The 26,740-nt window shown below is 35.3% G+C and carries 22 protein-coding genes; 8 read left to right on the forward strand and 14 right to left on the reverse strand.

Features of this window, described 5'->3' with window-relative positions:
* Positions 1-148 precede the first annotated feature (148 nt).
* The 13 genes from ACEYOS_RS03035 to ACEYOS_RS03095 all read right to left on the reverse strand — a co-directional run bounded on the left by ACEYOS_RS03035 (position 149) and on the right by ACEYOS_RS03095 (position 14,607).
* Positions 149-1,717, reverse strand: coding sequence for a glycoside hydrolase family 10 protein (locus ACEYOS_RS03035; protein WP_373708576.1), 1,569 nt, complete (start codon positions 1,715-1,717; stop codon positions 149-151).
* A gap of 215 nt (positions 1,718-1,932) precedes the next feature.
* The gene (locus ACEYOS_RS03040; protein ID WP_373708575.1) at positions 1,933-2,301 is read right to left on the reverse strand and encodes a type II toxin-antitoxin system HigA family antitoxin; all 369 of its coding nucleotides are present in this window, start codon (positions 2,299-2,301) and stop codon (positions 1,933-1,935) included.
* Between the two features lie 9 nt (positions 2,302-2,310).
* Positions 2,311-2,607 carry a type II toxin-antitoxin system HigB family toxin gene (locus tag ACEYOS_RS03045; protein ID WP_373708574.1) on the reverse strand — a complete coding sequence of 99 codons (297 nt, stop codon included), beginning with the start codon at positions 2,605-2,607 and terminating at the stop codon, positions 2,311-2,313.
* A 204-nt stretch (positions 2,608-2,811) separates the two neighbouring features.
* Positions 2,812-3,774 (reverse strand): alpha/beta fold hydrolase, encoded by a 963-nt coding sequence (locus tag ACEYOS_RS03050; RefSeq protein WP_373708573.1) that lies wholly within the window; start codon positions 3,772-3,774, stop codon positions 2,812-2,814.
* A gap of 125 nt (positions 3,775-3,899) precedes the next feature.
* Positions 3,900-5,708 carry a translational GTPase TypA gene (gene typA, locus ACEYOS_RS03055; RefSeq protein WP_373781304.1) on the reverse strand — a complete coding sequence of 603 codons (1,809 nt, stop codon included), beginning with the start codon at positions 5,706-5,708 and terminating at the stop codon, positions 3,900-3,902.
* Between the two features lie 344 nt (positions 5,709-6,052).
* Complete coding sequence (locus tag ACEYOS_RS03060) at positions 6,053-7,648, reverse strand: MFS transporter (RefSeq protein WP_373708741.1); 1,596 nt, start codon at positions 7,646-7,648, stop codon at positions 6,053-6,055.
* 30 nt (positions 7,649-7,678) lie between these two features.
* Positions 7,679-8,845 (reverse strand): HlyD family secretion protein, encoded by a 1,167-nt coding sequence (locus tag ACEYOS_RS03065; protein ID WP_373708742.1) that lies wholly within the window; start codon positions 8,843-8,845, stop codon positions 7,679-7,681.
* Between the two features lie 32 nt (positions 8,846-8,877).
* Positions 8,878-10,188, reverse strand: a complete 1,311-nt coding sequence (locus ACEYOS_RS03070) for a TolC family protein (protein ID WP_373708743.1) — start codon at positions 10,186-10,188, stop codon at positions 8,878-8,880.
* Positions 10,189-10,277: 89 nt separating this feature from the next.
* Positions 10,278-11,111 (reverse strand): helix-turn-helix domain-containing protein, encoded by an 834-nt coding sequence (locus ACEYOS_RS03075; RefSeq protein WP_373708744.1) that lies wholly within the window; start codon positions 11,109-11,111, stop codon positions 10,278-10,280.
* 172 nt (positions 11,112-11,283) lie between these two features.
* Positions 11,284-11,520, reverse strand: a complete 237-nt coding sequence (locus ACEYOS_RS03080) for a YdcH family protein (protein ID WP_373708745.1) — start codon at positions 11,518-11,520, stop codon at positions 11,284-11,286.
* A gap of 87 nt (positions 11,521-11,607) precedes the next feature.
* Positions 11,608-12,468 carry a GLPGLI family protein gene (locus tag ACEYOS_RS03085; RefSeq protein WP_373708746.1) on the reverse strand — a complete coding sequence of 287 codons (861 nt, stop codon included), beginning with the start codon at positions 12,466-12,468 and terminating at the stop codon, positions 11,608-11,610.
* A gap of 67 nt (positions 12,469-12,535) precedes the next feature.
* Complete coding sequence (locus ACEYOS_RS03090) at positions 12,536-14,242, reverse strand: M56 family metallopeptidase (RefSeq protein ID WP_373708747.1); 1,707 nt, start codon at positions 14,240-14,242, stop codon at positions 12,536-12,538.
* Positions 14,242-14,607, reverse strand: coding sequence for a BlaI/MecI/CopY family transcriptional regulator (locus ACEYOS_RS03095; RefSeq protein ID WP_373708748.1), 366 nt, complete (start codon positions 14,605-14,607; stop codon positions 14,242-14,244). Before ACEYOS_RS03095 ends, ACEYOS_RS03090 begins: the two co-directional genes overlap by 1 nt.
* Before the next feature lie 257 nt (positions 14,608-14,864).
* On the opposite strand from ACEYOS_RS03095, the gene ACEYOS_RS03100 reads away from it, so the two are divergent.
* From ACEYOS_RS03100 to ACEYOS_RS03135, 8 genes are all read left to right on the forward strand, one after another.
* Positions 14,865-15,416 carry a ferritin gene (locus ACEYOS_RS03100; protein WP_373708749.1) on the forward strand — a complete coding sequence of 184 codons (552 nt, stop codon included), beginning with the start codon at positions 14,865-14,867 and terminating at the stop codon, positions 15,414-15,416.
* A 150-nt stretch (positions 15,417-15,566) separates the two neighbouring features.
* Complete coding sequence (gene ychF / locus ACEYOS_RS03105) at positions 15,567-16,658, forward strand: redox-regulated ATPase YchF (RefSeq protein WP_373708750.1); 1,092 nt, start codon at positions 15,567-15,569, stop codon at positions 16,656-16,658.
* Between the two features lie 135 nt (positions 16,659-16,793).
* Positions 16,794-17,591, forward strand: a complete 798-nt coding sequence (locus ACEYOS_RS03110) for a choice-of-anchor J domain-containing protein (RefSeq protein ID WP_373708751.1) — start codon at positions 16,794-16,796, stop codon at positions 17,589-17,591.
* Between the two features lie 142 nt (positions 17,592-17,733).
* Complete coding sequence (locus ACEYOS_RS03115) at positions 17,734-18,279, forward strand: NADPH-dependent FMN reductase (RefSeq protein WP_373708752.1); 546 nt, start codon at positions 17,734-17,736, stop codon at positions 18,277-18,279.
* A 168-nt stretch (positions 18,280-18,447) separates the two neighbouring features.
* Positions 18,448-20,370 (forward strand): DNA topoisomerase IV subunit B, encoded by a 1,923-nt coding sequence (locus ACEYOS_RS03120; protein ID WP_373708753.1) that lies wholly within the window; start codon positions 18,448-18,450, stop codon positions 20,368-20,370.
* Positions 20,367-20,855: a hypothetical protein gene (locus ACEYOS_RS03125; RefSeq protein ID WP_373708754.1), complete on the forward strand. Its 489-nt coding sequence runs from the start codon at positions 20,367-20,369 to the stop codon at positions 20,853-20,855. The genes ACEYOS_RS03120 and ACEYOS_RS03125 overlap by 4 nt, the downstream gene beginning before the upstream one ends.
* Positions 20,855-23,464: a DNA gyrase/topoisomerase IV subunit A gene (locus tag ACEYOS_RS03130; protein WP_373708755.1), complete on the forward strand. Its 2,610-nt coding sequence runs from the start codon at positions 20,855-20,857 to the stop codon at positions 23,462-23,464. The genes ACEYOS_RS03125 and ACEYOS_RS03130 overlap by 1 nt, the downstream gene beginning before the upstream one ends.
* A gap of 163 nt (positions 23,465-23,627) precedes the next feature.
* On the forward strand, positions 23,628-24,368 hold the full coding sequence (locus ACEYOS_RS03135) for a DUF3891 family protein (protein WP_373708756.1): 741 nt from the start codon (positions 23,628-23,630) through the stop codon (positions 24,366-24,368).
* A gap of 129 nt (positions 24,369-24,497) precedes the next feature.
* Here the strand turns inward: ACEYOS_RS03135 and ACEYOS_RS03140 are convergent, their stop codons facing one another.
* Positions 24,498-26,720 (reverse strand): M20/M25/M40 family metallo-hydrolase, encoded by a 2,223-nt coding sequence (locus ACEYOS_RS03140; RefSeq protein WP_373708757.1) that lies wholly within the window; start codon positions 26,718-26,720, stop codon positions 24,498-24,500.
* Between the last annotated feature and the right edge of the window lie 20 nt (positions 26,721-26,740).

Raw genomic sequence — 26,740 nt, forward strand, 5'->3', positions numbered from 1 at the left:
CTCTAATTTTTTCGAATTAGTTTCTAGTAGATGAAGAAAGCATAAGATCGTCTTTTTTGAAGCCGCCATTTTGACCGAATTTAAATACTGTTTAGGCATTTAATTATATAAAACTGAATCTCCTAAATCGGCCGTTTTTATAAAAAATCTAAAATTTCTTCGCTTCATATTCACTTTCATTCCCCAACCGATCTACTGATTTTATAGCGATGGTATTTAGTTTTTTACCATTCTTTATCATCGGCAAATTCTCAGAAATAGTGTCTTTTTCTAAAATTTCAGTTTCCCAATTCTCTCCGTATTTCACATATCGGATCCACTGAAAGACATTTTGATTATCCAGTGTATTCCATTTTGCATGAACCGAATTATTGAGCGTTTCAACAAAAAGAATCGGTTTTTCTAATGCAACCGTTTTAATCCAGGGAGATTTTGGAATTAAGGCTTTTGTTTTATAAGCATTCTTAACTGCATTCAACATGGCAGGACTTTTTGATAAACCATCGACGCTATAATGAATTTCTCCGGCACCATTTTTCAGAATCGCACGTGTAGAATTAATTTGATTTACAATTTCGGTCGGTCGATCAGCTACATCTCTTAATCCAATCGTATTAAGTCCTGGCCAAAGATGGCGTTTCTCTGAGTTTTCGCTTTCCCACCATTTTAGCAGAGAAGTAAAACTTTGAGGTCCATCATTTTTCCAGTAAAGCTGAGGTGAAAAGTAATCCAGCCAACCTTGGTTCAGCCATAATTTAGCATCGGCATATAACTCATCATATTGCGATGTTCCTTTAATTCCTTCTGGAAAACCAGGTTTCCAGATTCCAAAAGGGCTGATTCCGAATTTTACATAACTTTTTTCGGCTTTAATTTCATCGTGAATTCTTTTGATGAATTTGTTCACATTCGCTCTTCTAAAATCGGCGCGCGATAAGTTGCCGCCACGTTTTTGATAATCGTTCCATGTTCTGTTATCTGGGAAATCTTTGCCACCATTGTATTCTCGGTACGGATAAAAATAATCATCAATGTGAATCGCATCGATATCGTAGCGCTTCACTAAATCCTTGATGACTGCTGAGGTATGATCCTGAGTTTTCTCATCTGATGGATCCATCCAATACATTCCATTGCGTAGTTTTATAATTTGCTCTGGCATTTTCTTCACCATAGATTCACTGGTAATTGGTCCGCCAGTGGTGTGATGAGCACGATATGGATTCAACCAAACATGCAATTCCATTCCGCGTTTGTGAGATTCTTCAATCCAAAATTCTAAAGGATCGTAAAATGGAGTAGGAGCTTTGCCAATCGCACCAGTCAGGAAGTAAGACCAGGGTTCTAAATCACTTTTATACATTGCATCTGCAGAAGGTCTCGCCTGAAAAATCACCGCATTGAAATTGGCATCTTGCAAGAGATCTAAGATTTTGATAGCCTCGTCCTTTTGTTGCTGAGTGCTGAGGTTATTTTTTGTTGGCCAGTTGATATTTGCCACCGTTGCAATCCAGGCGGCCCGAAATTCACGTTCAACTTCTGGCAAATTCAATTTTGCTTCTGGTTTTTGAACGATGGTTTTCGGTGGGGCAGGTTTGGTCGTAACAACTGGTTTTTTGGTGTTTTTAGCAACCGGCTTTTTAGTGGCGCAAGAAGTGATGAAAAGCGAAAGAATTAAAAATAATAGAGTAGCTGCTTTTGCAAAAGAGTATTTCATAAATGAATTTTAAAGGGAAAATAAAAAACGGATTGCTTTAATAAAAATTGTTTCGCTATGATTAACAAACTCAATTTAATAAGATGAAAAATGCTGATCGCAAATATATAAAAAGCAATGTGATTATTGGTTTGGATTTAAAAATAAAAAACTTTAAAGTAGATTGACTTTAAAGTTTTTCACCAATATCTTCAGCTATTAAAAACAATTTTTAGCTAATTATTAATTGGATATTTTGTAATTAGAACAGAAGCAGATAGGTTGAGTTTTTCCTGTAAATTCCTAATCATGTCAAGAGTCAATCTTTTTTTCCGGTTCAAAACTTCTGATGTCTTGCTTTTCGAGCCAATAATTTCTACCATATCTTTCTGTTTCAAATCCATTTCTTCTATTCTGATTCTGATGGCTTCGATAGGATCAGGTGCTTCAATCTGGTAGTGTTCATTCTCGAAAGTATCAATGAGTAAAGATAAAATTTCTGCCTCATCTCCTTCAGGCGTATTTTCTTTGGCATCAAAAATTTCGTCTAATTTTTCTAATGCTTGAAAATATTGTTGTTCTGTTTTTATCGGTCTTATTTTCATGGTGTTAAATTAAATTTCGTTATCGTCAATTTTATCATATTCGGAATGGGTGCCAATGAATCTAATGAATGCCCATTCTCTTTCATAGTTAAATTTCACTACCATTCGGTATGAATTTCCTTTAATATTAAAAACGACGCGGCTGTTTTTTAGAATGCTGGCATTGGCGAAGTTTTGTTTAACATCATTCGGTGATTTCCACGAATTGGTTTTTGCTATATCGAACCAAGTTTTCAAATATTGTTCTGAATCAGGATATTTCTCCCAAAACTCTTTTAAAGTTCGCTTTGCAATTATTCTTTTCATTTACAATACAAATATATATAAAAGTTCCCGATTCAGGAACTTTTATATTTATTCTACAAAGTATAAAGAAAATAAATTCTCACAACGTTCAATCATCAGTTCAAAAAATCTTAAAAAAATTAAATGTTATCGTAGAGTTTAAATATTGTTTTGTCGGTTGTGATTTAACCTTCTAACAATGAAGATCAAAATAATTTTTAACAATTATTCGGCTAACCATTTGAAAATTGCGTCAAAAGTCTTTTCTGGTTGTTCGATCCACGGAAAATGACCAGACTTATCAAGTAAAACTAATTTCGAATTCAGTGAATTTCTATTCAATTCTTCTGCAAATTCTGGTGGATTATTAGTATCAAATTTCCCATTGATGATCAGAGTTTTTACTTTCAAATTTTTGAACTTTTTCTGAATTTCTAAATATTTCTGTCGTTGATAGGGCGTCTCAACATAATGTTTTCCAGCAACAGGTTTTCTTCTACCTGCCTCGGAAATTACCTTTACAATTGGTATTACTTTTTGCGAAATCTCTTCATCATAAGCCCACCATTTTATTGGTGAATCAGCTAAATATTTTCCGCTTTTATCTGTGCTTATTTTATTCACGTACATGTATTCCCAATCTTCTACTACTTGTGAAAACCAGGCAGATTCTTTGATTCGCTTACTTTCTGAATCTCTTTTGCGTTGAAGTGTTTCGTCCAAATCACCAATAAAACTTGTTCCTGTTAAAATTAAACCTGAAACATGCTCAGGATGTTCAACCGCGTATTGCAATGCAACGGCACTTTGATCAGAATGGCCAAAGATCCAGATTTTATCAGCACCCACTTTTTTTCTCAACAAGTCAATTTCTTTTGATAAGTGATCAGAATTATAATCCTCCAGTTTTTGAGGAGCTTCTGATTTACCGGTTCCACGCGGGTCATAATAAACCATGGTGAACTTTTCTTCTAATGGTTTTAAGGTCATTTCATATCCAATTTTTCCTGAGTTTGGATGTCCAACAAACATGAAGGGACCGTTTCCTTTCACGATGTAATTTAAATATATACCATCAATTTTTTCATAATATTCTCCATTTTCAATTTTTGTTTTTGCATTACAAGAAATCATAACTGCAAATATTGAAATCACTAATATTAAAAAATAAATTTTTCTGGTTTTCATTATTTGTATTCTTACCTACTGTTTAGCTAAACTAATAAAAATAAGCAAAAAAAGAATCCCAAATAAATTTGGAACTCTTTTATCAATTTGGCAAATGCCAATATATTTAGAATGGTTTGGAAGGATTACCCTTTTGCACCTCTTTCAATACGTTTTCTTTCGTTTTCTGAAAGTACTTTTTTACGCATTCTGATGAAGTTTGGAGTTACCTCGATCGCCTCGTCACTTTGGATGTATTCCATACATTCTTCCAGAGAGAATAATTGTTTTGGAGCAATGTTACCATCTTTATCTTTTCCAGAAGCACGCATGTTGTTCAACTGTTTTGCTTCCACAATATTAACAACCATATCTACCGGTTTGTTTTGCTCACCGATGATCATCCCTTCATAGATTTCTTCACCCGGATCAACAAAGAACTTACCTCTATCCTGTAATTTTGCAATTGAATATTCAGTTGCTGGACCTTGAGTTTTACTAATCAAAACACCAACTAATCTACCTGGAATAGCACCTTTGTAAGGTTTGTACTCGCTGAAACGGTGTGCCATAATAGCTTCACCTGCAGTTGCTGTCAACATTTGAGAACGCAATCCGATCAAACCTCTTGAAGGAATTTCGAATTCCATGTGTTGCATTTCACCTTTCGTTTCCATGATATGCAGATCACCTTTTCTTTGAGTCGCTAAGTCAATTACTTTTGATGCAAATTCGTCTGGTACATCAACAACCATTGATTCATAAGGTTCACATTTCACACCATCGATTTCTTTGATGATTACTTGTGGCTGACCAATCGTCATTTCATAACCTTCTCTTCTCATCGTTTCGATCAAAACAGAAAGGTGAAGAATACCACGGCCGAATACCAAGAAAGTGTTGGCATCTTCAGTAGGTTCAACTTTCAGTGCTAAGTTTTTCTCTAACTCCTTGTACAACCTTTCTTTCAGGTGATTTGAAGTTACATATTTACCATCTTTTCCGAAGAAAGGAGAGTTGTTAATCGAGAACGTCATGTTCAAAGTCGGCTCATCGATTGCAGTTCTTGGCAATGGTTCTGGATTTTCCAGGTCTACGAATGAATCTCCAATCTGGAATTTATCAAAACCTACAATTGCACAGATATCTCCGGCTTGTACTTCCTGAACTTTTTTCTTTCCTAAACCTTCGAAAACGTAAAGTTCTTTTACTTTTCCTCTGATGATTTTACCGTCTTCCTGAGCTAAACCAATTGTTTGACCTTCTTTAATAGAATTTCTTCTGATTTTCCCGATCGCAATTCTACCTAAGAAAGAAGAGAAATCTAATGAAGTAATCTGCATTTGCAAGCTTCCTTCAAAAGTTTCAGGTTCTGGAACATACTGAATAATACCATCTAATAATGGAGTAATATCATCAGCAGGCGTTAAGCTGGTGTTAAACCAACCTTGTTTGGATGAACCGTAGAACGTTGGGAAATCCAATTGCTCTTCGGTTGCTTCTAAGTTGAAGAATAAATCGAAAACTTTGTCATGAACTTCATCAGGACGACAGTTTGGTTTATCTACTTTATTAATAACCACGATTGGCTTTAAACCTAATTCTAATGCTTTGTGCAATACAAAACGAGTCTGAGGCATTGGTCCTTCAAAAGCATCTACTAAAAGTAAAACTCCGTCAGCCATCTTCAAAACTCTCTCTACTTCTCCACCGAAATCGGCGTGACCAGGCGTATCAATTACATTAATTTTGGTGCCTTTGTACATTACCGAAATATTTTTCGATAAAATGGTAATTCCTCTCTCACGCTCCAAGTCATTGTTGTCCATGATTAAGTCACCTGTCTCTGCCTGATTTTCACGGGAAACAGTGGTTGCGTGGATGATTTTATCAACCAAAGTAGTCTTACCGTGGTCAACGTGCGCAATAATTGCGATATTTCTAATGTTTTGCATATTCGTTTTTTGACGGTGCAAAAGTAATCTTTTTTCGTCAAATTCTTTTATAAGTTGTTTAATTTAATAAAATTTTATGTTAAAATTTAGAGAAAGTTGAATTTTAAATAGTTTTTTGTGGAATTATGACCATTTAAAATAATTTTAGAAGAGGAAAGTCCTGCATACTCAGAACTTTATTTCTGTAGAATTCTATCAAATCATAAAGCGGTCTGTTTTCTCTCAAAAAGCTTTTTGATATTTATTAAAAGTAATATTCTAAATACAGTTCTACATTAAAAACGAAAGTCCAGCGATTAATGATCAACTGGACTTTCTTTAAAAACAGAAAAATAAGGATCTTTCTAGATAACTGCTCCTGCAGCATCTTCAATTTGTTGAAGCTGTTTTCTTCTTCTCATATGAGTATTATGTTTTCTTTTATCTACCGTAAGCTTCATCAAACGGAAAGTGTGATGGCGGTCAACGCCGAAATGGTAGGCGAGGATATACATTAAAACACCGACGCCGGCAATACAAACATATCCAAGCAGTCTTTTATTCGCTGCTAATATTGCATTGAGCTGAATGGCTTTCATATTTCCCATCACCTGGTTATAACTGATCGAATTTCCATCCATGTAAATAGCCAGATTTCCTATAGACTCTATCTGAAACTGATACTGTAACCAGGAAAAGAGCGCTGAAAATATAGCAACAGAAAAGAAGGTTCTCCAAACCAGTACCAATCCTGCTCCTGCCATCATCTGATTCATATCCAGTTTATCCAGCGTGTAATACCAAACAGCAATAAACAGAGCGCCCATTCCGAAACCTTTGAGAAACATCGGAAGGATCCATCTTTCAAAATTGAATTCGAACGTCATTGAAAAGTACATGATCATCGAATAAGCCAACATGGCTGCGAAACCAAGAAATATAAACATCTTCAAACCGCGTCCCTGTCGAAACCAGTACGCCATATAAACTCCTGCTGCCACGATTCCCGGAATCATTAATAAATTTAAGCTGGCATTCACTACTGGATCGTATCCTAATATTCCTACAGTAAAAATGCTCTGGATGGAACCGGTGGCTAAAAACATTCCTGTAAACAATAGCATGATCAAACCATGAATGACATTATTCCTTCTAAAAATTTTAAAGGAAAGATACGGTCGTTTTAAAGTATACTGTCTGATCACCAAAATAATGAGGCTGACAAACGACGCAATGGTTGCATTAATAATAGAAGGGGAGTGAATCCAGTCCTGTTGCTTTCCGAAGGCGAGCACATAGGCACCAAACATGAACATGGCTACAAAAATCAAAATACTGATCCAGTCGATGTAATGCAGTGGCATTTTGAAGCCGAAATATTTATCGTGCATAAAGATCCAGGCAATTAATGCCAATCCTAAACAGATCGCAGCGGCGACCATATGAACGTATTCCCAGTTATGATCATACGCTAACATTGTTAAAACATATCCTGCGATCTGCGACGTGATAATGGAGAACGGATAAAAAACAGAATAAAATTTCCCTCTGTTACCCTCCGGTGAGATCATCATCATGATCGGAATAATAAACTCCAGCAAAATGATCATTTTTAAATATCCGATGATCAATGAATTGGCGACCATTAAATAGGGACGATCGGTCGTTCCATTTACATAACTCAAAATACCGATCAGAATAAAGATAAATGTTACTTTATCGCGGATCTTAAACCGGAATTTCATCCGCAAAATGATCGGCATTGCAGCTCCCATTCCGATCACGCCGGCATAGTTGGCCCACACGAAATATTCCGTCTGGATCCCTGTGCTTCCAACCATATAAGATACGTTACCAACATACACTCCGTTTACGGGAACAATGACGATGGTGAATACCAATATGAGTAAAAGCTGAACAAGTTTGGGAACCCAATCTCTAAATAAACCTTGATTATACATTGTAATTGTTTTTTACAATAACCCTACTGGTTATTTCGATTGGGAGCTATCTTTATTAATGGTCACATCCATGTTCATTCCTGCGCGTAGTTTTGCGATGTCTTCTTTTTTATTATTGCTGGTGAATTCTATTCGTACCGGAATTCTTTGTTGAACTTTCACAAAATTACCGGTAGAGTTGTCGGTCGCCACGTTGGAGTATTGCGCTCCAGTCGCTGCAGAAATTGCAGTTACCGTTCCTTCAAATTCTTGTCCGCCTAAAGCATCTGCTTTCATCATGATCTTTTTACCGATTGCGATTGCAGGCATTTGACTTTCCAGGAAATTGGCAGTTACCCATTTTTCACCATCCAAAACGATGGTTCCAACTTGTTGTCCTCCTTGAATCAATTGGCCTTCAGAAATCATTCTTCTGCCCATAATTCCATCATAAGGTGCGGTAATTACGGTGTATGATAAATTAATTCTGGCCATGTCGAGCGCTGCTTTGGCTCTTTTAATTTCAGCATCATTAATTCCTATTTTGAATCTCACTTCTGAGGTAGAGAGATTGGCAGAGTTCTTTTGATTCAATAAAGTTTGATAAGAAGCTCTGGTCGCGTCATATTCCGTTTTTACCTGATCGTACTGTTGTCTGGTTACGGCTTCCGCTTTTAATAAGTTTTGATATCTTTTTAAGTTTTGCTCGGCATTCCACAATCTCGCTTTTTGTCCGGCAATGTTACTTTCCAAAACGGACACATTACTGGAAACCGTGTTAATGGAAGAATTGGTCGCTTGTCTTTGTGCTAAAGTATTTTGATAAGCCGCTTCAGCTTGAGCCAATTGCGTTTCGATTTCCCGTCCATCTAAAACAACCAAAGTATCTCCTTTTTTTACCGCCTGATGTTCATTAAATTTAATTTCTAAAATATAGGCGGAAACGCGGGAGTTGATCGGATTTATAAATTCCTGAACCTGTGCAGATTCTGTGTAATCATTTTTTACAACATTGAAATATTCTTTGATCAGCCAATAAAATCCGAAAACCACGACTGCAAAAACAATGATATTTGCGATTGTATTTCTTAATTTATTAGATTTGTTTTTACTGACTTTCTTCTCAGTTTTAGGGTTTGCCACTTTAGTTGGAGCAGTTGGTTTCTGCGCTTCTGCGTCAGTGTTTTCTATCTCTGGGTTATTTTCCTTATTTTCCATTTTCTTATTTCTTATTCTGTTAGTAGTTTATTTTAAAGTGTTCCGGTAGATTTCAACAGGTTGTAGTATTGATATAGCAAATCGATCTCTGCATTTACATAATCTAATTCTGCTTGAATTTTCTGATTCTGTGCATCGGTTATTTCCGCTTGAACTGCCAGTTGATTCAAATATTTCGCTTCTGTAATTTTATAGTTTTCATTGGCTAATGTTTGGGCTTCTTTTAAAATAACCAGATTTTCCAACGCATTTTGATGACCGATATAAGCGGCATTAACCTGCATGTTGATATTTTGTTCCACAAGGTTATAGGTTTTCTCCACCTGTTCTTTTTGCAATTGTCCTAGCTGTAATTTCTCTTTTGTTTTGAAAAGATTATCGATATTATAACTCACCTGAATTCCGGCTTGAAAACCTCCAGAATACATATCGAGAACTGGCGAACTGCTTGTTAAAGGTTTGTTTAAACTATATCCGCCAAAGCCAGCGATAGTCGGCATTTTGTCTGTGTTAATAATTTCAATATTCTTATCCGCAATCTCAATGTTTCTTTTTACATATTTCTGATTCGGATTATTTTGGTGCGCTAAATCGAGGTAGTAATTTAAATCACGTAACGTTTGCTCTCCTTCAATATTTTCTGTTGGAATGATTTCCGTATTCTCTGGTAATCCCAGCGCGTTGTTTAAGTTGTAATTTAAAATTTTGCGATTGTTATTTAAAACCAAAATGCCTTGGTCGATATTCATAATTCCCAATTCACCACGAATGATCTCATTTCTGGTGATCATTCCTTGCTGATAGAATTTTTTAACATTTTTCAGTCTTTCTTCTGCTAAATTTTTATTGTTCAGATAAACAGCATTCTGATTGATGATTTTAAAAATGTCCAGGTAATTTGACATCACCAGAAACTTCACGTCTTGCTGATCTTTTTCATAATCCAATTCTGAAAGTTGTTCCTGTAAAGCGGTGATCTCGATTGATTTTTTAACCAAACCACCTTTAAAAATGAGTTGACTCGCCTGCAATCCATAAGTACTGCCGTAATGCGGCAATTGCACCGTCATCGAATTAGAAAAATCTTTATCAATAATTAAAGAATTTCCTAAATAAAACTGACTGGTCGAGGCCGTAATCGAGGGAAGTTTTTGAAGTTTTGCAACCTCGGTATTTTGTTTTGAAATTTCGATAGCTTTTGCAGAAACCGCCAATTGAGGATGGTTTTGCAAAGCCAAAGTGGTAGCTTCTTTGATCGTCAATTCTCTCACCTCTTGGGCCTGAGAATTTCCGGTCCAAAAGAAAGCGATCAAGAGACTGGCTATTTTAATGTTTTTATTCATCTCTCCTTATTTTTATGCAAAATTAGAGTAAGTGAACTTTCGATACAATGATTAAAATGACTAAGAAAATGTCTAAATGTAGGATTTTATTAATCTGACTGGGTCCGGTATTGCATCGGGCTCATTCCTTCATGCTTTTTAAAGAAATGAGAAAATGAATAAGGGTCAGAAAATTTCAGCACTGTTGCGATTTCATAAACGGGTTCTTTGCTGGTACTTAATAAAATTTTCGTCTCGTTCAGTACGAACTCTGAAATGATTTGATTGGCGGTTTTTTGGGTCACACTTTTCACCACGGAACTTAGATGCCTTATCGTGAGTTGTTGCTTATCTGTATAAAACTGCAGCACTTTTTCATCTTTAAAGTTTTCGAAAACATTTTTAATAAACTCAAAAGTGATCTCTTCCTGGCGCGTCATGCTATTGCTATCCAGCTCTTCCTGCATTAATAGGGAACCGGAGACGGAATAAATAAAAGCCGTAAAGAGATGTTCCAAAACATCATCGTTGTACATTGAAGATGTTTTATTATCTAAAATTTGTGCGAGCAAATCGAGATAGGACCAAAGTACCTTAAATTCTGCGTCGGGCAAATGAGCCGTTTGATTAATATGCGATTTAAAATGTTTAAAAACTTTCAGTTTGTTTAGCTTTAGGCCTAATTTTTCAATATAATCCTGGGTGTAAGCAATCACCCGACCTTCAAAATCGTCGCTGAGAGAATGAATTTCGAAGAAGAACCGGGATTCAGAAAGGACTACTGAATTCGGATTAAGCTCTATATCATTAATCTGAATACTGATTTTTCCGTGTCCTTTCTTTACAAAAAGAATGGCAGGCCGATCCTGTTGGTAAAGTTTTTCCAATTGAATTTTTGAACTGATAAAAGTTTCATCGAAAATCCGAATTGGTGGTTTTTCCATCTTTTTTAAATCTAATTTCTGGCGCTTTTATCAAAATTGAAATTGATGCTTCTGTAAAATTAATTATCCTTTTAAATAAATCATTATAAAAGTAAATTTTTACGCAACATTTTTGTCAAAAAAAAAGCGACCGTTAGGCCGCTTGTAAATTGAATTGATCAACTTTGTCTCTTTAATTTTGATGAAGATAAGAGTATAAATCATCTTTTAAATGGACTCTTTTCTTTCTTAAATCAGTCAGATGTTCATCGGTTGTGTGGTTTTGTTCCCCTTCTTCGTAGTGCTGAATCAATGCGTTGACTTCTTCATAATTCACATACAGTTTTTTGAAAACATCATCTTTTAATTTAAGTTCATTTATTTTGACTTCTAATTCAGGGAATTCGTGGGTAAGATTGTGATTTTCCATGACTTTAAATATTTAATTTTTTAATAGATTAAAGTTAAGGAAATTTCCTTTTGAATAAATATGAAAATAATCAGTTTTGGACTGAAGTTATTTCAACAGATCAAGTTCGAGCGGGTTGTTATTTTTCTTACGGTCTTCTTTGGCTTTCAGTTCGCGCTGCCTTATAAGGTCAGAAGGTTTAATTTCGTTTCCATCGGGACCAATTATTTTAAAACTGGTAGTTGCACTGTTCATCATTTCGCGCAACGATTTTGTAGGATCATTCCTTAGTTCTGCCGCCAATTTTTTATACTTAACATGATCAATCAAAATTTCCTTTTCATAATTTCTATCGTCATCAATCTGCAACTTATTATTTTCGACATATTTCGAAATTCCTTTTAATTCAAAAGAATGATATTTCGCCTCGTCCTCAATTTTCACGATCAATCCAGGCAGACCATGAAATTTATAAGGTCCATCTTGAATAGGAATTTCTGTGGTGAACCATGCCGTCCATTTTCTTCCAAACATTTTGGTTTCTGCTTTTTGGGTCTCGAATTCGCCAAGTTTTTGTTTGTCGGCCAAAATTTTCCAAACGGGTTTTCTGTTGTCCAAGACTTTATATCGGTCATTTCCTAAACCGGTATGCTGATATATTTGAAAACCAGGATAATTTTTTTCAATGGTATAAAATATTTTTCCTTTATAACTTTGCTTGACGTTGATAAAATCAGACCCAGAATTTGCTTGCTTTGTTATTTCTACCAGTTGAAGGGAATCTGATTTAAAAAGTTCATAACTGTAAAATTTGGAACCTTCGGGATTAACATCCAAAACGATCAACTCTTTCTGCACCTCAGCTTGATTGGTAGAATCTAAAACAAAGCTGTATTCATATGTAAACCGTTTATTCTGTGCATTGGCAAAGACAGAAATCAGCAACAGCAATAGTAAACCTTTTTTCATGAAATTTTTTTTTGTTAAGATAAATAAAATTGCCAAAGTTTAGTTTCTTTGGCAATTTTAAATTTAATTATTTTTTAAGCTTGATGTAGATTTGTCCCCTTTTGTTCCCACTAGATTCTTTCTTGTAAACGTGAACAGATTCTATTTTCTTTGGATCCAATATTTGCATCTCTTCTCTAGTGGCAGGTTTTTCATCGATGAAAATATCCACGTCATCACTAAACTTGATTCCTGAATTGGGTTGGTAAGTTGTCGGTTCGACTGCGATTATTTCAGCGCCCTCTGTATTTTGTTTGAATTCGTATTTTAATTTTCTCACAGCCTCTGTCGCTTTCTTTTCAGCATTCTTAATATCACTACTAAACTTTATAGAGTATACCAACTTTTCTCCTTCTGCGGCTTTCTTTTCAGCTTCTTCAATCCTCTTTTTAAACGCTGGAGAATTAAATAATCGATCTGCTTCTGCGGCTTTCTTTTCAGCCTCTTCAATTTTCTTTTTGAACTCTGGAGAATTGACAATTCTGTCTGTTTCTGCTGCTTTTCTTTCAGCATCTTCAATTCTCTTTTTGAACGCTGGAGAATTAAATAATCGGTCAGCTTCTAATGCTTTTTTCTCAGCATCTTTAATTCTTTTTTTAAACGCTGGAGAATTAACTAATCGGTCAGCTTCTGCCGCGCTTTTTTGAGCTTCAGCAATTCTTTGTTTGAATTCAGGAGATTCACTTACGTCATGCTCGATGATCTTGTCATTGTCAATGAATAGTTGAGGATGATCTTGATTAAGTTTTGTTCCGTCAGTTCCAACTGCAATATCGTTCTGAGTGATCGAATTGATTTTTTTATTCGTTTTAATAGTATCCGATTTCAATTGAGACACCGCGTTTTTGATTTCCAGATTGGTATTGGTAATCTCCTTATTCTTCGCATTAATTAAATAGATAAATGAAAGAATAAATAATAAAGGCAACGCTAGAATTCGTCGCGCATAACTGAATTTTGTTTTCGATTTTTTAAGCATTGTTAATCTTTTTTTAAGGTTAGAACTAAGAAACGGACTCGTTGCAGGTAACTGTTTTCCGGAAAAGTGACTTGCCAAAAGCATCTGCGCAAATGCTTTCGTGTCCGAGTTTTTGATGGCTTTTTTATCAGCCAGATATTCGTGTATTAAATGGATTTCTTTTTTGATCAAATAAAAGAAAGGATTGAACCAAAATAGGGAAGTGGTGATTTCGAGGAAAATTTTGTCCCACGAATGTTTCTGTTCAATATGAACCATTTCGTGTTTCAGAATTTGACGACCTAAATCTGATTGTATGGCAATAGAATTTTTCCAGAATAAATTTTTGAAAAAGGAAAAAGGAGCTTCCGCCAGATCGGTTTGATAAAAACTAATTCCTTCGAAATTTTCTTTGCTAAACTTCTTTTTAAATAGCTGAATTTTAACCAATCCGAAAATTAATTTCGTTAGAAAAAAGATAGCAACCAGTCCAGTAAGAACAGCGCCAGTTTTAAAATAATTGAAATCATCGTTTAAATTATTAGTTGAACTTAAATTTTGTAATCTATTAATTAGTAAATATATATCACTATTTACTTCAAGTGTAAAATACCTAACTTTCAGCAAAGGCAACAATAAACTGATCAGCACCGTAGCCAGCAAATAGAAGCGGTTATAATGATGAAAGGTCTTGTCCTTAAGAAACAACTTGTAGTACAGGAACATTACACCACTTGTAAAAATAACTTTCCCGAAATAGAAAAATAGTGTTTCCATCAGTCTTTATTTTTAAGTTCATTTAAGAGCATTTCAAGATCTTCAACGCTCATTTCATTTTTCTCAACCAGGAAAGAAACCGCGTTTTTATAAGATCCTTCGAAATAATTTTTCACCAAACTCTGCATCGATTTTCCGCTGTATTTTTCTTTGGAAACTAAAGGGAAATATTGATGCTGTCTGCCGAAAACTTCATAATCGACAAAATCTTTGTCTTTTAAAACTTTTAAAATCGTAGACACGGTATTGGTGTGTGGTTTAGGTTCCGGAAATAATTCGAGAATATCTTTTAGGAAGGCTTTTTCTAAGTCCCACAGATATTGCATTACCTGTTCTTCCGCTTTTGTTAATTGAGTAACTTGCATATCACTATTTATTTAGTGATACAAATGTAGAATTTAATTTTTACTGTACAACTATTTTTTTAGTGATAATGCTAAATTTTTTATATCTACCTGATTATCAATATAATTATTTGTAAATTTAGACTGAAAAAGAGGATTACAGTCATCTGAAAATAAATTGATAAAGAGGTTTTCGTTAAAAAATCCTTAAAATAACAGAAGAATGGCACAAAGGAATTATTCTTGCTCTTTAAAATACAATCATTAAAATTTTAATTATGGATACTAAAAGACTTTCGTCAACACTTGAACAAGCGTTGAGTACACAAATGAATGTTGAATTATTTCAGTCTCACACTTATTTATCTTATGGAATTTGGGCAACAGATCTAGGATACGATGGGATCGGAAATTTTTTGTTACGTCACTCCTTAGAAGAAAGAAACCACGCCATTAAATTCATGCAATATATTTTGAACAGAGGCGGAAAACCTACCGTAACCTCTTTAAAAGCTGCAGATAAAGATCCTCAAAACTTAACAGAATGTTTCAATCTTGTATTTAAACATGAGGTTGAAAACACAGAAAAAATATACAATTTGGTCACAATGGCTTTTGAAGAAAAAGATTGGGCAACCTGGAATTTCTTACAGTGGTTTGTAAAAGAACAGATTGAAGAAGAAACTTTGGCAATGGATCTTATCGACAAATTAAAAATTGCTGGTGGAGACCGAGCTACAGATGAATCGTTATTTAATTTAGATAAAGATCTGGGAAAATCACCAGACGATTCTGAGCTGGCTAGAAATGCGACGTCAGAAAATCCATAAGATTTTTATAAATAGACTTAAAATCTGCTCTCAAAAAGGGCAGATTTTTTTATTCCATAACTCACTCAAAATCTTTATCTTTGCCAACTCTCAATTTAGTGGGTTGAAGCACAACTTTAAACCTTGATTTATAAACTTTGAACTAAAGATATGAAATGTGGAATTGTAGGTTTACCCAATGTAGGTAAGTCAACCCTTTTTAACTGTTTAAGCAATGCCAAAGCGCAATCTGCCAACTATCCTTTCTGTACGATCGAACCCAATATCGGAACTGTTTCTGTACCGGATGAGCGTTTGTTTGAGTTAGAAAAATTAGTAAAACCAGAAAGAGTTTTGCCAGCTGTAGTCGAGATCGTTGATATTGCAGGATTGGTAAAAGGAGCCAGTAAAGGAGAAGGTTTAGGAAACAAATTTTTGGCAAACATTAGAGAATGTGAGGCAATTATTCACGTATTAAGATGTTTCGAAGACGGAAATATTATTCACGTTGAGGGAACCGTTGATCCAATCAGAGATAAAGAAATTATCGATATTGAACTTCAGTTGAAAGATATTGAAACTTTAGCAAAGTCAGTTGAAAAAGCGAAGAAATTCATTAAATCCGGTAAAAAAGATGATGTGATGACTTACGAAACACTTCTTAATTTACAGAAATTTGTGGAGGAAGGGAACAACGCGCGCGAATTCGCAATGGATGATTTTGCAGAATCAATTATTTCAGAAGTTCAGTTGTTGACCAACAAACCAGTTCTTTATGTTTGTAATGTTGATGAAAATTCAATTAAAAACGGAAACGAGTGGATTGGTAAAATCGAAGAAATGGCTGCCAAAGAAAACGCAGAAGTCGTAGTTCTTGCTGCTCAAATCGAAGCTGATATCAATGAATTAGATACTTTCGAAGAGCGAGAAATGTTCCTGGATGAATTAGGTTTAACAGAACCTGGTGTTAACCGATTGATTAGAAAAGCCTACGATTTATTGAAATTACAGACTTACTTCACGGCTGGTGTAAAAGAAGTTCGTGCCTGGACGATTGGTCGCGGTTGGACTGCACCGCAAGCTGCTGGTGTTATTCATACTGATTTCGAAAAAGGATTTATCCGTGCAGAAGTAATTAAATATGAAGATTTCTTAAAATTCGGCTCTGAAGCTAAAGTAAAAGAAGCTGGAAAATTATCTGTTGAAGGAAAAGAATATATCGTACAGGATGGTGATATGATGAACTTTAGATTTAATGTTTAATTAAACTAAAAGCAGATCAGTAATAAAATAGAGCGGACTTAATAAGGTCCGCTTTTTTTTTGATAAACTATAGTGATATTTTGAATGATTTGATCAAATAATTTTCAATTTGTATATTTGTGTCAAACTTATATTATGATTAAAAAATTACTTTTGGCTTCGACCTTAGGATTAGGAGCTTTTTATTACGGACAAACAACTGTTTTTCAGGAAGATTTTGAATCGCCGGCAGCAAGAGCTGCGTGGACCATTGGAGATCGTGATGGTGATGCTGACACGTGGGAATTCTTAGATGCAGCACTGAACGAAGTTGATTCGTTTCAAGGATATTTCGCAGCTTCTTTTTCATGGTATTTTGAAGCATTTACGCCCGACAATACATTGACAAGTCCAGCAATTACACTACCGACAACAGGAAATTTAGAACTGTCTTTTAAAGTTGCAGCCGGTGACGACGAACTTTTCGACGAGCATTATGCGGTTTATGTAATTCCTGCAACAGCCACATTTACTGGTTCGGAAACGCCGGTTTTTGAAGAAACTTTAGATGCCGGTTACCTTTTAGCTGCGAAAGTGGTTAATGTTGACATTTCTGCGTACAACGGACAAGAGGTGAAATTAGTCTTCAGGCATTATGAATGTGAAGATATTTTCTATATCGGAATTGATGATGTGAAGGTTACACAAAGTGCTTTAGGAGTTTCAGATTCTGAAAAGACTGAGGTTTCAATTTATCCAAATCCAACTTCAGATTTTATTAAAATTCAAAACGTAAAAGAATTACAGACGGTTCGTATTTTCGATATGAGTGGAAAAAAAGTCAAGGAAACTTCTTCTGCAGACATCGATGTTAGAAACCTTTCTGCCGGACAATATATCATCAACATTTACAGTGGGAATAACGTGATCTCTAGAAAATTCATCAAAAAATAATTTTCGTGCGCGTCCTGTTTTAATTAAAGTGAAAGTTTATTCTTTCACTTTTTTAGTTTTAAAAAACCAATGTTTTCTTTGTAAAAACTCGAAAAAATTAATTTATAACCTTTATCTTTACCTTCAAATCAAAAATAAATACATGCAGAAAAAAGTCGCCATTATCGTTGGAAGTTTACGTAAGGAATCGTTTAACAGAAAAGTAGCCAATGAATTCATTCGCCTCGCTTCAGAAAATTTAAAGTTAGAAATCGTTGAAATTAAAGATCTTTCTTTTTTCAATGAAGATATAGAAAACAATCCTCCGAAAGAATGGCTTGATTACAAAAAGCAACTCAATGATGCTGATGCATTTTTATTCGTATCTCCGGAATACAACAGAACCATTCCAGGCGTTCTGAAAAATGCAATGGAAATCGGCGGGAGACCACCGAAACTAAATTCATGGAAAGGTAAACCCGGAGCTGTAGTTACCGTTTCGCCAGGCGCTATCGGCGGGATGGGCAGCAATCATACTATCCGAGCGGCCGCTGCGAACCTGCATGTCTCTGTGATGGCCCAGCCGGAAGCGTACATCGGTCTGATCAAAGATAAATTATTGGAAGATGGAATTACGGTAGATGAGAAAACTGAAAAATTCATGAGGACTTTCTTGGAAGCTTTTGAAACCTGGATCAACCGTTTTTAAATCAATAGATTTAAATTCCAGTAAAAAAATGTTTCGAAGAGAAGTTACAAGTCCTAAATTCATTAAAACGAGAAAGTTACTATAAACTTTTCCACAAAATTTTAGAAATCAGTTTCCTTTCACTATTTTTGTGAGTTACTGATTTTATAAAGCAGTTTCTATCAAAATATGAGCGACAACACTACTGTTAATTATTCCGAAGATAATATTAGAACCCTTGATTGGCAAGAACATATCCGACTTCGACCGGGAATGTACATTGGTAAATTGGGCGATGGTTCTTCGGCTGACGATGGGATTTATATTTTGCTCAAAGAGATCATCGATAACTCAATCGATGAATTCGTAATGAAATCCGGGAAAAGAATCGAAATCAAAATCGATGATGGTAAAGCGATCGTTCGCGATTATGGTCGTGGTATTCCTTTAGGGAAAGTAGTTGACGCCGTTTCTAAAATGAACACTGGTGGTAAGTACGATTCAAAAGCCTTTAAAAAATCAGTAGGTTTAAATGGAGTGGGAACCAAAGCCGTCAACGCACTTTCCGAATTCTTTAAAGTAAAATCGATTCGTGATGGTAAAGCAAAAATTGCTGAATTTTCGCAAGGTCTTATTACAGAAGATTTTAAAGAAGTTGATTCTACAGATCGAAACGGAACAGAAATTACGTTTATTCCTGATACCACGATATTCACGCATTTTAAGTTTCGAAAAGAGTATATTGAGAAAATGCTTAAAAATTATTGCTACCTGAATCCAGGTTTGAAAATAGTTTTTAATGGCGAAACGTACTTTTCCGAAAACGGATTGAAGGATTTATTAAATGAAGAAATTGAGGGTGAAATCATTTATCCGATTGTTCATCTGAAAGATGAAGATATTGAAGTGGCGATCACGCATTCCGATAAATCTCAGTCTGAAACTTATTTCTCTTTCGTCAACGGACAAAACACCACGCAGGGTGGAACGCACTTAAATGCTTTTCGTGAAGCTTATGTGAAAACCATTCGTGAATATTTTAATAAAAACTTTGAAGCTGCTGATATTCGAAAATCGATTATTGCAGCCGTTGCAATTAAAGTAATCGAACCCGTTTTTGAATCTCAAACCAAAACCAAATTGGGATCCAACGAAATGGAACCTGGAAAAGAAACGGTAAGATCTTTTATCACCAATTTCTTAAAAAATAAACTCGACAATTTCTTGCACCAAAATCAGGATATTGCCGAAGCGATTCATCGTAAAATCATTATATCTGAAAGAGAACGAAAAGAACTTTCGGGAATTCAAAAGTTAGCGCGGGAAAGAGCCAAGAAAGTTTCTTTACACAATAAAAAACTTCGCGATTGTCGACAACATTATAATGACCAGAAAGCTTTACGCAAAGGAGAAACCATGATCTTCATCACGGAGGGAGATTCTGCTTCCGGTTCGATCACTAAATCACGTGACGTGGAAACTCAAGCCGTATTTTCTTTAAAAGGAAAACCGCTAAACTGCTATGGTTTAACCAAAAGAGTAGTTTACGAAAATGAAGAATTTAACTATTTGCAGGCTGCGTTAAATATCGAAGATTCTCTGGAAGATCTGCGTTACAATCACGTCATCATCGCCACTGATGCCGATGTTGATGGAATGCACATTCGTCTTTTGATGATTACTTTCTTTCTGTCCTTTTTCCCTGACCTTATAAAAAATGGACATTTATACATTTTGCAAACACCCTTATTCAGAGTTCGAAATAAAAAGGAAACCAGATATTGTTATTCAGAAATAGAACGAGTGAAAGCAATGCAGGAGTTAGGTAAGAATCCTGAGATCACTCGATTTAAAGGACTTGGAGAAATTTCACCAGATGAGTTCAAACATTTTATTGGCAAAGACATTCGCCTAGAACCAGTTGTTTTAGGAAAAGATCAAACCATTGAACAGTTGCTCGAATTTTACATGGGAAAAAATACGCCAGACCGACAATTATTTATTCTGGAAAATCTGGTGGTTGAAGATCCAGAAATTGATAAGAAAGAGATTTTAGTTGAAGAAGAAAATGAACAGAACTCAATAGAAAGAAAAACTACTACAGCCGAATGAGACTTAATAATAAAAACAAAGCCGGTTACTTTAATTTTTTAAGTACGTTGGTGATTATGATTTTTATGTTTGGGGTCGCAGCCTTTTTATTGGAGTATTTTGTCTATGATTACTTTGGCTGGGAGCAGTGGCTTTTTTTATTGGTTCCTTTTGGATGTGCTGCATTATTTTATGCTCGAGGACGACAAATTTTTGAATACGACAGTGATGGAGAAGCCTTAAACTTTAAAAATAGAAATGTTGTTTTATTTTTAAATAAAAATTTAAGTGATGAATTTCCAAAATATAAGTTGTTGAAATATGAGGTTATGAACGTCATTTTTTTGAAACGATTGTACGTAACCGTATCCAGTAAAAAAGGCCATGGCATTACCTTAAGATATGATGTGTCTTATTTAACCAAAAAAGAAATGACTGACTTAAAATTTTCTTTAAACAAAGTCATTAAAAGTAACAAAGAACAAAAGAGAGAGCACAATAGTTGATGGAAGAGCAAGAAAATCACCAGGAAGAATCCCTGAGAAAAGTTTCCGGTCTGTACAAAGACTGGTTTTTAGATTACGCGTCTTATGTAATTTTAGATCGTGCAATTCCTTCTATTTTTGATGGTTTCAAACCTGTTCAAAGACGAATCATGCACTCGATGCGTGAGTTGGAAGATGGCAGATATAATAAGGTTGCCAATGTGGTAGGAAATACCATGAAATATCATCCACACGGTGATGCGTCGATTACGGATGCGATGGTTCAGATCGGGCAAAAAGAATTATTGATCGATACGCAGGGAAACTGGGGAAATATATTTACGGGAGATTCGGCGGCAGCGGCAAGATATATTGAAGCCAGACTTACTCCTTTTGCTTTGGAAGTGGTCTTTAATCCGAAAACTACAGAATGGGCAAAATCGTATGATGGTCGTAATAATGAACCTATCGATCTGCCGGTTAAGTTTCCACTTCTTTTAGCTTCTGGTGTTGAAGGAATTGGAGTAGGACTTTCAACCAAGATCATGCCTCACAATTTCAATGAGTTGATCGATGCTTCTATCGCTCATTTAAAAGGTAAGAAATTTCAGATCTTCCCTGATTTTATTACAGGTGGAATGCTTGATGTCTCCAATTATAATGATGGCGAACGTGGCGGAAGAATCCGTGCCAGAGCCAGAATTATTCAGAAAGATAAAAATACCCTTTGCATTACTGAACTTCCTTTTGGTAAAAATACGAGTGATTTAATTGATTCAGTGATTAAAGCCAATGAAAAAGGCAAGATCAAGATCAAGAAAATTGAGGATAATACTTCTGATCAGGTTGAAATTAACATCTTCCTTGCTAATGATGTTTCTCCTGATAAAACAATCGATGCCTTATACGCGTTCACAGATTGTGAAATTCCGATTTCACCGAATGCCTGTGTGATTGTTGGTAAAAAACCGATGTTCCTGAATGTTTCTGAAATTCTTAGACAAAATACAGATCACACCGTCTCTTTACTTAAAAAAGAACTACAAATTGAACTGCATGAATTGCAGGAAAACTGGCATTTTTCTTCTTTGGAGAGAATTTTTATTGAGAACAGAATTTACCACGACATCGAAGAAGTTGAATCCTGGGATGAAGTGATTTCAACCATTGCTGAAGGTTTAAAACCGCATACAACTCATTTACTGAGAGCGGTAACTGAAGAAGATATTTTAAGATTAACCGAAATTCGAATCAAGAGAATTTCACGTTTTGATTTAGATAAATTTAAAGAAAATATCAAAGCGCTTGAAGGAAAGATTGAGCAGGTAAAATATAATTTAGAACATCTAATTCCTTATGCAATTGATTATTATGTAAATATTCAAAAGAAATACGGAAAAGGAAAAGAACGCAGAACGGAACTGAGAATTTTCGATACGATCGATGCTTCGAAAGTAGCGGTAGCTAATGAGAAATTCTACGTTAACTGGGAAGAAGGATTCGTAGGAACTTCTCTTAAAAAAGACGAATATTTATTTGACTGTTCTGACATCGATGATATTATTACGTTCCAAAAAGATGGAACAATGAAAGTGGTGAAAGTAGAAGCCAAAACTTTTATCGGTAAGAACATTGAGCACGTCGCTATTTGGAAAAAGAATGACAAACGCACTGTTTACAATATGATTTACCGCGAAGGTAAAGATGGACCTTATTATATGAAACGCTTTTCAGTAACTGGAGTTACCAGAAATACGGATTACAAATTAGCTTCTGATAAAAAAGGTTCGGAGATGCTCTATTTCTCTGCAAATCCTAATGGTGAGGCTGAAAAGGTAACGGTTTTGCTAAAACCAAATGCCCGAGTTAGAAAAAATAAAATTGATATCGATTTCACTGACTTGGCCATTAAAGGTCGTGATTCCAAAGGAAATGTCGTTACAAAATACACGATTAAAAAAGTAGATCTAAAAGAAGAAGGTCACTCGACGTTGGCTCCCAGAAAAATTTGGTTTGATGATACCGTTCGACGATTAAATGCTGATTCAAGAGGAACTTTACTCGGAACTTTTAAAGGTGATGATAAAATTTTGACCATCAATGCTCAAGGAGAAGCTAAGCTGGTTAGTTTCGAATTAAGCAACCGCTTCGATGATGAATATTTAATTCTCGAAAAATGGAATCCTGATCAGCCGATCACCTGTATTTATTTTGACGGCGAAAAGCAGATCTATTTTATTAAAAGATTCTTGCTGGATAATAATACCAATGTTCAACATTTCATGCCTTCAGATCATCCGAAATCTTTTGTTGAGAATATTATCGTTTCAAATAATGCAACGGCAGAAATTAATTTTGCCAAAGTAAAAGGCGTTGAAAAAGAACAAGAAATCATCAATATCGATGAATTCATCTCGGTTAAAGGAATCAAGGCTATCGGAAATCAATTTATTAAAGATAAAATAAAATCAATTAATATTATCATTGCAGAACCTGAAGAAATTCATGAAGGTTTTGATACAGTAGAATCTACAGAAGGTCATATCAGTTTCATCGATGAAGATGTGACAGACGAAGACTTCCCGGAGGAAGGAACAATTGGTGATCTGTTTGAATTTCCAGAAGAATAATGGAAGGTTAGTCTTTTTTAAATTCTTAAAGTATAACTATTTATTTTTTTAGTAGCAACAGTTAATCAAATAACCTAATATTTCGGATGCGATTTAATTGGTAAAACTACTGATATACTAAATGGTCAGTAATTTTTTACATAACAACTAAAAAAATCACACCATGATTGTCTCATCTCATCAAAAAGGCTGGAAAATTATTAATCAGCGCTCTCACGGTCTTCTCGCCGCAATGTTAGCATACGAATATGATATCGACCTTCCCACCGATATTATGATTCCCACTCTTATCGCAATTGCCGAACATGATGACGGGGCTGCCGAAACTTTGCAAAATAAAAATCTTACCGAAGCGGGTGCACCACGGAATTTTATGATCGGTGATGAAGCAAATAAAAGCGATCTGAAACAGAAGCTAAGTGTAATGGAAATTGCGACGGCGAAAAGTCAGTTAAATGCATTGCTAACTTCACTGCATCTCCATTTTCTTTTCGGAGGTAAAGAAGTGGAAAAGGATGAGAAATTAAAAAGATTTCTAAAAGAGCAAGTGGCAAACCGGAAAAGGATTCTCAAACATTTAACAATTACTAAAAAATATGCTGATCACCTCTACCGATTTGTAGAATGGTGCGATGCTTTTTCATTATTGATCTGCATGGATAAAATTCAGCCTGAAGGAAGAAAGATGGAAGTCTCAGAAAGTCCGTCAGGTGATATGAATCAAACTTACTATAAAGCTGAAAATGTAATTACAGTAGAACCATGGCCATTTAAAAGCGATCATTTTAAAGTGTTTTTTGAATACAAAATTATTGAGCAATTAAAATTTAATTCAATCGAAGAGTTTAATTCGCTTTGTGAGAAGACGGTTGTACAAAGACAGGAATTTACTTTTTCGAAATGATTAGTTTTAAATTTTAAAACTTACAGCGTTAATTTGCTACGTTTTCAAAAACACTTAAAACTTTGCGTAGCTGTCTAAAATCAGATTTTTTTGATTTCGTTTCAAAGAAAAAATTGACCGAGTAAAAACTTAGAACTTTACTTTTAATATTACCTCTTTGCCATCACGTAAAACTGTAACGGGAAGTTCGTCGCCGGAATTTACTTTCGCTAGGCATTCCATATAAGAATAGACTTCTTTAATTTCACATTTACCGATCTTCGTTAAAACATCACCTGCCATCATTCCGGCGTTTGAGCCAGGACGGTTATCGGTAACGCCATCGATATGAAGTCCATCTTTGGTATCGGCATAACTCGGCATAATTCCTAAAGTGACTTTGTATTTTGGAACCGATTTACTTTCTGACATTTTAGTTTTGGTAAAAGGGATTTCCTCACTTTCTGATAAAGCATTCGTTAAACCGAAAATGTAATTGGTAATCATCCGAACGCCGTCGAAATTGATCTTATCCGTATCGTCAGTCGGTTTATGATAATCGCTGTGTGTTCCGGTGAACATGAATAAAACTGGAATATCTTTTAAATAAAAACTGGTATGATCCGACGGTCCAACACCTGAACTGTCGATTGCCAAGTTAATTCCTGCTGGTTTATATTGATGAATATAACCTGGGAAAATAGGAGAAGTTCCAACACCTCCAACAGATAAATCTTTATCTTTATTAAGACGGCCGACCATATCTAAATTAATCATCAAATCGACCTTAGCCCCGTTCGGTAAATGATCTGCCATATATTTTGAACCCATCAATCCATCTTCCTCACCAGAAAAAAGTGCGAAGACATAGTTGGCTTTTTCCTGAGTTTTATTTTGAGAAAATTGACGAGCTAATTCTAGAACTGCGGAAACTCCGGACGCATTATCATCTGCACCATTGTGAATTTGACCTTCCGAATTCATCAGGGTAGAGTTGTGGTGTTCATTCAAACCAAGATGATCGTAATGCGCGCCAATGACAATGGTCTTGCTGGCTTTATTATCTAAATAGGCAAGCACATTTCTCGCATTTATTTTTACGGAAGAACCATCTTCGTGAGGATTTAATTTTACGGAATATTCAAATGGTTGAATGTAATCTTTGCCAACAAAAGGTTTCAACTTTAGTTTTGTAAATTCTTTTGCGATATATTCAGCTGCTTTCTTTTCGCCAAGACTTCCAGCTAATCGTCCCTGTAGATCATCAGAAGCCAAATAAGTGATATGATTTTTTAAATTTTGTTCTGAAACATTTTCGGCATCATCAGCGTCCACCCAATCTGCGATGAAGACATTGGTTTCATTTGGTTTATCACCATCTCGATTACTTGCAAAAACGAGTTTCTTACCATCGGGAGAAAACATCGGAAACGCATTAAATATACTTTCATAAGTTACTTGCCTTAAGTTATTTCCATCGAGATCCACCGAATAGATCTGGAAATCATAGCCGCGGGTTGAATGATGATTGGAAGAAAATAATATCTTTTTATCAAATGGATGAAAGTACGGCGACCAATTCGCTTTGCCTAAATGGGTGACTTGTTTTAAATTACTGCCGTCAATATTCATGGTATAAATTTCCATTTCTGTAGGAGCGACCAGATTTTGCGCTAATAAATCTTTATATTCTTTAATGGCTTCTGCAGTTTTTGGACGTGAAGAACGGAACACCAATTTTTTAGAATCATGGGAAAAGAAAGCGCCTCCGTCATAACCCAAGCCTGAAGTTAATTGTTTTAAATTTTTACCATCGATATCCATTCGCCAAAGTTCTAAATCCGCAGTTCTGCTCGATGTAAAAACAATATACTTTCCATCCGGAGAAACAACGGCTTCTGCATCGTAACCAGGTGAATCGGTTAGTTTTTTAACTATTTTCCCGGTTAAGTCAGCGATGTAAATATCAAATTCTGCATAAACTGGCCAAAGGTATTTTCCATCAGCACGAGGTACAGGTTTCGCAGGACATTCTTTATTAGCTTCAAAAGTAGAAGCGTAAAGAATGTGTTTTCCATCGGGCATAAAAAAGGAACAGGTTGTTCTGCCTTCACCGTTAGATACCAACTGCAAATTTTTGGTTCCGATATTTTTTTTGGTTAGATCTAAAAGGTAGATCTGATCACAATGAGCTCCAATTAATGGATTGGTGATCTGCATCGTCAATTTTTTACCATCTGGCGAAAAATAGGCTTCGGCATTATCACCACCGAAAGTAAGTTTTTGAATATTTCGAAGGTTATGTTCCTGAGAAAATAGAAAGGTGGAAATACTTAAAAAGATAGCTTTTAGAATAGATTGTGACCAGTTCATATTGTATTTGTTTTTAGAGA

The sequence above is a fragment of the Kaistella sp. genome, from assembly GCF_041824135.1.
Lineage (GTDB): Bacteria > Bacteroidota > Bacteroidia > Flavobacteriales > Weeksellaceae > Kaistella.

Excerpts from the sequence above, each read along its gene's own strand:
- ACEYOS_RS03130 (WP_373708755.1), top strand. The coding sequence starts at position 20,855 with ATGGAAGAGCAAGAAAATCACCAGGAAGAATCCCTGAGAAAAGTTTCC.
- ACEYOS_RS03075 (WP_373708744.1), bottom strand. The coding sequence starts at position 11,111 with ATGGAAAAACCACCAATTCGGATTTTCGATGAAACTTTTATCAGTTCA.
- ACEYOS_RS03135 (WP_373708756.1), top strand. The coding sequence starts at position 23,628 with ATGATTGTCTCATCTCATCAAAAAGGCTGGAAAATTATTAATCAGCGC.
- ychF (WP_373708750.1), top strand. The coding sequence starts at position 15,567 with ATGAAATGTGGAATTGTAGGTTTACCCAATGTAGGTAAGTCAACCCTT.
- ACEYOS_RS03140 (WP_373708757.1), bottom strand. The coding sequence starts at position 26,720 with ATGAACTGGTCACAATCTATTCTAAAAGCTATCTTTTTAAGTATTTCC.
- ACEYOS_RS03060 (WP_373708741.1), bottom strand. The coding sequence starts at position 7,648 with ATGTATAATCAAGGTTTATTTAGAGATTGGGTTCCCAAACTTGTTCAG.
- ACEYOS_RS03080 (WP_373708745.1), bottom strand. The coding sequence starts at position 11,520 with ATGGAAAATCACAATCTTACCCACGAATTCCCTGAATTAGAAGTCAAA.
- ACEYOS_RS03085 (WP_373708746.1), bottom strand. The coding sequence starts at position 12,468 with ATGAAAAAAGGTTTACTATTGCTGTTGCTGATTTCTGTCTTTGCCAAT.
- ACEYOS_RS03125 (WP_373708754.1), top strand. The coding sequence starts at position 20,367 with ATGAGACTTAATAATAAAAACAAAGCCGGTTACTTTAATTTTTTAAGT.
- ACEYOS_RS03120 (WP_373708753.1), top strand. The coding sequence starts at position 18,448 with ATGAGCGACAACACTACTGTTAATTATTCCGAAGATAATATTAGAACC.
- ACEYOS_RS03050 (WP_373708573.1), bottom strand. The coding sequence starts at position 3,774 with ATGAAAACCAGAAAAATTTATTTTTTAATATTAGTGATTTCAATATTT.
- ACEYOS_RS03040 (WP_373708575.1), bottom strand. The coding sequence starts at position 2,301 with ATGAAAATAAGACCGATAAAAACAGAACAACAATATTTTCAAGCATTA.
- ACEYOS_RS03110 (WP_373708751.1), top strand. The coding sequence starts at position 16,794 with ATGATTAAAAAATTACTTTTGGCTTCGACCTTAGGATTAGGAGCTTTT.
- ACEYOS_RS03090 (WP_373708747.1), bottom strand. The coding sequence starts at position 14,242 with ATGGAAACACTATTTTTCTATTTCGGGAAAGTTATTTTTACAAGTGGT.
- ACEYOS_RS03035 (WP_373708576.1), bottom strand. The coding sequence starts at position 1,717 with ATGAAATACTCTTTTGCAAAAGCAGCTACTCTATTATTTTTAATTCTT.
- ACEYOS_RS03045 (WP_373708574.1), bottom strand. The coding sequence starts at position 2,607 with ATGAAAAGAATAATTGCAAAGCGAACTTTAAAAGAGTTTTGGGAGAAA.
- ACEYOS_RS03100 (WP_373708749.1), top strand. The coding sequence starts at position 14,865 with ATGGATACTAAAAGACTTTCGTCAACACTTGAACAAGCGTTGAGTACA.
- ACEYOS_RS03065 (WP_373708742.1), bottom strand. The coding sequence starts at position 8,845 with ATGGAAAATAAGGAAAATAACCCAGAGATAGAAAACACTGACGCAGAA.
- ACEYOS_RS03115 (WP_373708752.1), top strand. The coding sequence starts at position 17,734 with ATGCAGAAAAAAGTCGCCATTATCGTTGGAAGTTTACGTAAGGAATCG.
- ACEYOS_RS03070 (WP_373708743.1), bottom strand. The coding sequence starts at position 10,188 with ATGAATAAAAACATTAAAATAGCCAGTCTCTTGATCGCTTTCTTTTGG.
- ACEYOS_RS03095 (WP_373708748.1), bottom strand. The coding sequence starts at position 14,607 with ATGCAAGTTACTCAATTAACAAAAGCGGAAGAACAGGTAATGCAATAT.
- typA (WP_373781304.1), bottom strand. The coding sequence starts at position 5,708 with ATGCAAAACATTAGAAATATCGCAATTATTGCGCACGTTGACCACGGT.